The sequence below is a fragment of the Microbispora sp. NPDC049633 genome (assembly GCF_040675265.1).
GTDB lineage: Bacteria > Actinomycetota > Actinomycetes > Streptosporangiales > Streptosporangiaceae > Microbispora > Microbispora maris.
The window spans coordinates 1-4,179 of record NZ_JBFAOO010000343.1 but is presented as its reverse complement, the minus strand read 5'-3'; the positions used below and the strand labels follow the sequence as shown (position 1 = coordinate 4,179).

4 protein-coding genes and 1 pseudogene are annotated in these 4,179 nt (G+C 74.7%); 3 read left to right on the top strand and 2 right to left on the bottom strand.

What is annotated here, in order from left to right; all coding sequences use genetic code 11:
- Positions 1-195: pseudogene (locus tag AB0J39_RS38455) on the top strand (hypothetical protein); the annotation flags it as partial.
- Positions 196-216: 21 nt separating this feature from the next.
- On the opposite strand, the gene AB0J39_RS38450 reads toward AB0J39_RS38455, so the two are convergent.
- A complete protein-coding gene (locus tag AB0J39_RS38450; protein ID WP_363473991.1) occupies positions 217-1,671 on the bottom strand; it encodes a carboxyl transferase domain-containing protein in 1,455 nt (484 codons plus the stop codon).
- A gap of 217 nt (positions 1,672-1,888) precedes the next feature.
- Positions 1,889-2,536, bottom strand: a complete 648-nt coding sequence (locus AB0J39_RS38445; RefSeq protein ID WP_363473989.1) for a winged helix-turn-helix transcriptional regulator — start codon at positions 2,534-2,536, stop codon at positions 1,889-1,891.
- Between the two features lie 112 nt (positions 2,537-2,648).
- On the opposite strand from AB0J39_RS38445, the gene AB0J39_RS38440 reads away from it, so the two are divergent.
- Together AB0J39_RS38440 and AB0J39_RS38435 are read left to right on the top strand one after the other, a co-directional pair.
- Positions 2,649-3,191, top strand: a complete 543-nt coding sequence (locus AB0J39_RS38440; RefSeq protein WP_363473987.1) for a dihydrofolate reductase family protein — start codon at positions 2,649-2,651, stop codon at positions 3,189-3,191.
- 29 nt (positions 3,192-3,220) lie between these two features.
- Positions 3,221-4,054 (top strand): alpha/beta hydrolase, encoded by an 834-nt coding sequence (locus tag AB0J39_RS38435; RefSeq protein ID WP_363473985.1) that lies wholly within the window; start codon positions 3,221-3,223, stop codon positions 4,052-4,054.
- The last annotated feature ends 125 nt before the right edge of the window (positions 4,055-4,179 follow it).

Here is a 4,179-nt window from a genome sequence, read left to right as displayed (position 1 = left end):
CACTTGCCGGGTGGTGGGGCGCCCGGAGCGTACCCCGGCAAGTGGCCGGGCGGCGGCCCCGCCGTGCCGCCCTGGTATCGGCAGGGGCCGGGTGGGCCGGGCCGCGGCCCCGCGCAGGGCCCGCCGCCCCCGGGCCACGGGCGCCCGCAGGCGCCTCCGCAGAACGGGCCGCAGGGCCCCGGATGGGGCAACTGAGGGCGGCGTCCCGGAGGCCTCTCACTCCGCGGTGTGGCGCTGGCTCTCGATCTGACGCAGGCATTCATCGGCGACGCGGCGGGCGAACCCGGCCGGATCGACGTGCGCGGGCACCGGCTCCGGCACGACGGCGTGCACGACGCCCGCGGCGAGCAGGTCGGCCGCGCGCACCCGCTGCCGGCGGGCGACCTGGGGCGCGAGCCCGGGGTCGCCGTGCAGGATCGCGCTGGCGCCCTCCGGCGGCAGGGGGGACAGCCACGCGTTGCCGGCCGCGATCACCCGGCGGGACGGCAGCAGGGCCAGCGCGCCACCGCCGCTGCCCTCGCCCAGCAGCACGGAGACGGTGGGGATGGTGAGCTCCACCATCTCGGCCAGGCAGCGGGCGATCTCCCCGGCCAGCGCGCCCTCCTCGGCGGCGGCGGACAGGTCCGCCCCGGGGGTGTCGATGACGCAGATCAGCGGCAGGCGCAGCTCCTGGGCGAGGCGCATGCCGCGCCGGGCGCCGCGCAGCGCGGCCGGGCCCAGGGGACGGTGCTGGGACTGGGGGCGCCGGTCCTGCCCGACGAGCACGCAGGCAGTGCCGCAGAACGAGGTGAGCGCCAGCAGGAGCGCGTCGTCGGTCTCCCCGGATTGGGTGCCGTTCAGCGGCAGGACGTCGTCGGCGGCGTGCCGCAGCAGCTCCCGTACGCCGGGCCGGTCGGGCCTGCGGGTGAGGGTGATCGAGGACCATGCGTCGCCTCCGGCGTCCACCGCGCCCGTCTCCGCCGACGTCTCTCGCGGCGGCGTCTCCGCCGCCGGACGGCGTGCCCCGGAGAGAAGGGCGAGCGCGCGGGCGGCCACGCCGGCCAGCTCATCCGTGGGGACGACGGCGTCGAGGATCCCCTTGGCGACGAGGTTCTCGGCCACCTGGACGCCCTCGGGGAACGGCTCCCCGCGCAGGGTCTGGTAGACGAGCGGGCCGAGGAAGCCGATGAGCGCGCCGGGCTCGGCGACCGCGACGTGCCCGAGGGACCCCCAGGAGGCGAACACGCCTCCGGTCGTGGGATGGCGCAGGTAGACGAGGTAGGGCAGGCCGGCGGCCTTGTGCGCGACCACCGCCCGGCTGATCTCGATCATCCGGACGAACGCCGGCGTGCCCTCCTGCATGCGGGTGCCGCCCGAGGCCGGCGCGGCGATCAGCGGCAGCCGTTCGCGGGTCGCCCGCCGTACGGCGGCGACGATGCGCTCCGCCGTGGCCACTCCGATGGAGCCGCCGAGGAAGCGGAACTCGCTGACGACGAGCGCGGCCGCGTGCCCGCGGATCAGCGCCCGGCCGGTGAGCACGGCCTCGTCGGTGCCGGCCTTCGTCTCCGCCCGCTCCAGCGCGGCGCGGTAGCCGGCGTCGTGTCCGGTGCGGTCGATCGGCTCGTCCCAGGAGCGGAAGGTGCCGGGGTCGACCGTGGCGTCGATCAGCGCGCGGGCGCCCAGCCGGGTCATGCGCCGCGCCCCCGGGCGTCGTCGCCGGCGATCCGGTCGCGCGCCGTGGCGAGGCGTCCGACCTGGACCGGGCCGCCGTTCCGGCGGATTCCCGCGATTGTCATCGGTCATCTCCTCCAGCCCGGTATCGCGCGAATCGCAGCACACCATGCTGCGTACCCCGCCCCGCGAGGCGGCAGATCTCGGCGCGGTCCGTTCCGCGCCGCGACGGGAGCGGTCAGAAGCGGAACGTCTCGACGAACCGGTGGAGAAGCGCGGGGTCGCCCTCCACACCCACGCTGCCGTCGGCCAGTGCCTGCCCGGGGGTCTTGGCACCGGTCATCAACGCGTGGACACCCTGGTCGCCCAACCTCTCGACGACGAGGTCGGGGGCGGGGTGCGGGCCGATGCCGACCGTCAGGACCCCGTCGGTGATCTGCAGGCGGAGGGTGAAGCCGCCCATCCGGACCTCGTAGCCGACGGTCGTGCCCCGGGCCGCTTCCGGCCGGTAGGTGGTGCGGAAGGCCATGGCCACCGACTCCGGCGTGATGACTTCGCCGGGGCGGGGCTCGGTCATCGTCCGGGCGCCCCAGCGGCCCAGCGCGACCAGGGCCGGCTCGAGTTCGCGTCCGTATCCGGTGAGCTCGTACACGACCGCGCGCTCGGGATGCGGCAGCGCGCGGCGCGCGACCAGTCCCGCCTCCTCGAGCTGTTTGAGGCGGGCCGACAAAATGTTGGTGGGGATGGCGGACAGGCCCTTGCGCAGGTCGGTGTAGCGCTGGGGCCCGGAGAGCAGGTTGCGGACGATCAGCAGGGTCCAGCGTTCGCCGACCATCTCCATCGCGCGGGCCAGCCCGCAGAACTGCCCGTACTCACGAACCGTCATGCTGCAGATCCTACTCCATGCTTCGGTTGACAAACTCTGCTTGCAAAATACAATCTTGCTTCTCGTTCGGCCACTCGGCCGGTCAGCAGAGGTCTTCCTGAGGAGTGATCGCGTGACTGCGAGGAAAGTCGTCGCCGGGCTGTTCGTGTCGCTGGACGGCGTCGTGGAGGCGCCCGAGACGTGGCACTTCCCCTACCTGAACGAGGAGATGGGCGCGGCGGTCGGCCAGATGTACGCCGAGGCCGACACCCTGCTGATGGGCCGTGTCACCTACGAGGCGTTCGCCGCCGTCTGGCCGCACCAGACCGGTGAGATGGCCGACGCGATCAACGGCATCCGCAAGCTGGTCGCCTCCAGCACCCTGACGACGGCCGGCTGGGCCGGCACGGCCCTCATCGGGGGCGACGTCGTCGCCGCCGTGAAGGAGCTCAAGGAGCGGCCCGGCGGCACGATCGCCCTGGCGGGCAGCATCAGCCTGGTTCGCGCTCTCCTGCGGGCCGGAGTCCTGGACGAGCTGCGCCTGCTGGTCCACCCGCTCGTCGTCGGCACCGGGCGGCGCCTGTTCCCCGAAGACGCCGCCCCCGTGCCTCTCGAGCTCACCCGGTCCACCGCCTTCACCACCGGCGTGCTCGACCTGACCTACCGGCCCGCCTGATCCCTGTGCGACACGAACGGAGAACACCGATGAACGACGCCGAGATCAGGACGCTCGCGGTTCCCGGGGCACGCCTGCACTACGAGGTCCGGGGGACCGGACCGCTGCTGCTGATGATCCCCGGTGCGCCCGCCGACGCCGCAGCGCTGGCCGGGCTCGCCGCGAGCCTGTCCGGCCGCTACACCGTCGTCACCTACGACCAGCGCGGCCTGTCCCGCAGCCCCCTCACGGAACCGCCCGCCGACCAGGACGTCGCGGTCTTCGGCGAGGACGCCCGCCGCCTGCTGGCCGCCCTGGGCGACGAGCCGGCTTACGTGCTGGGCAACAGCGGCGGCGCGCTCACCGCCCTGGACCTGGCGGTCCGCCACCCCGGCCGGGTGCGTGCCCTGGTGGTGCACGAGCCGCCGATCCCCGAGCTGCTGCCCGACCGGGAGCACTGGCGGGCGACCTTCCAGGATGTGTACGACACCTACCGCGACCAGGGCGCGGGTCCGGCGATGCGGAAGTTCGTCTCCACCGTCCAAGGAGAAGGCGGCACGCCCCCCGCGCCGCCCGACTTCGCCCACATGCCGCCCGAGGCGCTGGAGATGATGGGCCGCATCCAGCGGAACCTCGACTACTTCCTCGCCCACGTGCTGCTGCCCGTGCTGCGCTTCGAGCCCGACGTCGCCGCGCTGCGCTCCGGCCCCGTGCCGATCGCCGTCGGCGTGGGAGCGGACTCGGGCGGCGGCGTTCCCGCCGCGTCCGCCAGGGTGCTCGCGGAGCGGCTCGGGGTCGAGCCGCTCGTCTTCCCCGGTGACCACCAGGGCCTGGCGCTCGACGTCGCCACCTGCGCCGAGATCGTCCACAAGGCCCTCGGCTGACCCCGCCCGCGGGCCGGCGGCTCCGTCTCCACCGCCCCGATGCCCCTCCTCCGCGTCCGCGTCCGCCGCCGTAGGCTGACGTCGGCGCGGAGGCCGTTCGCGCCGGTGGGTGCCGGGGGGGTGCG

Excerpts from the sequence above, each read along its gene's own strand:
- AB0J39_RS38450 (WP_363473991.1), bottom strand. The coding sequence starts at position 1,671 with ATGACCCGGCTGGGCGCCCGCGCGCTGATCGACGCCACGGTCGACCCC.
- AB0J39_RS38445 (WP_363473989.1), bottom strand. The coding sequence starts at position 2,536 with ATGACGGTTCGTGAGTACGGGCAGTTCTGCGGGCTGGCCCGCGCGATG.
- AB0J39_RS38435 (WP_363473985.1), top strand. The coding sequence starts at position 3,221 with ATGAACGACGCCGAGATCAGGACGCTCGCGGTTCCCGGGGCACGCCTG.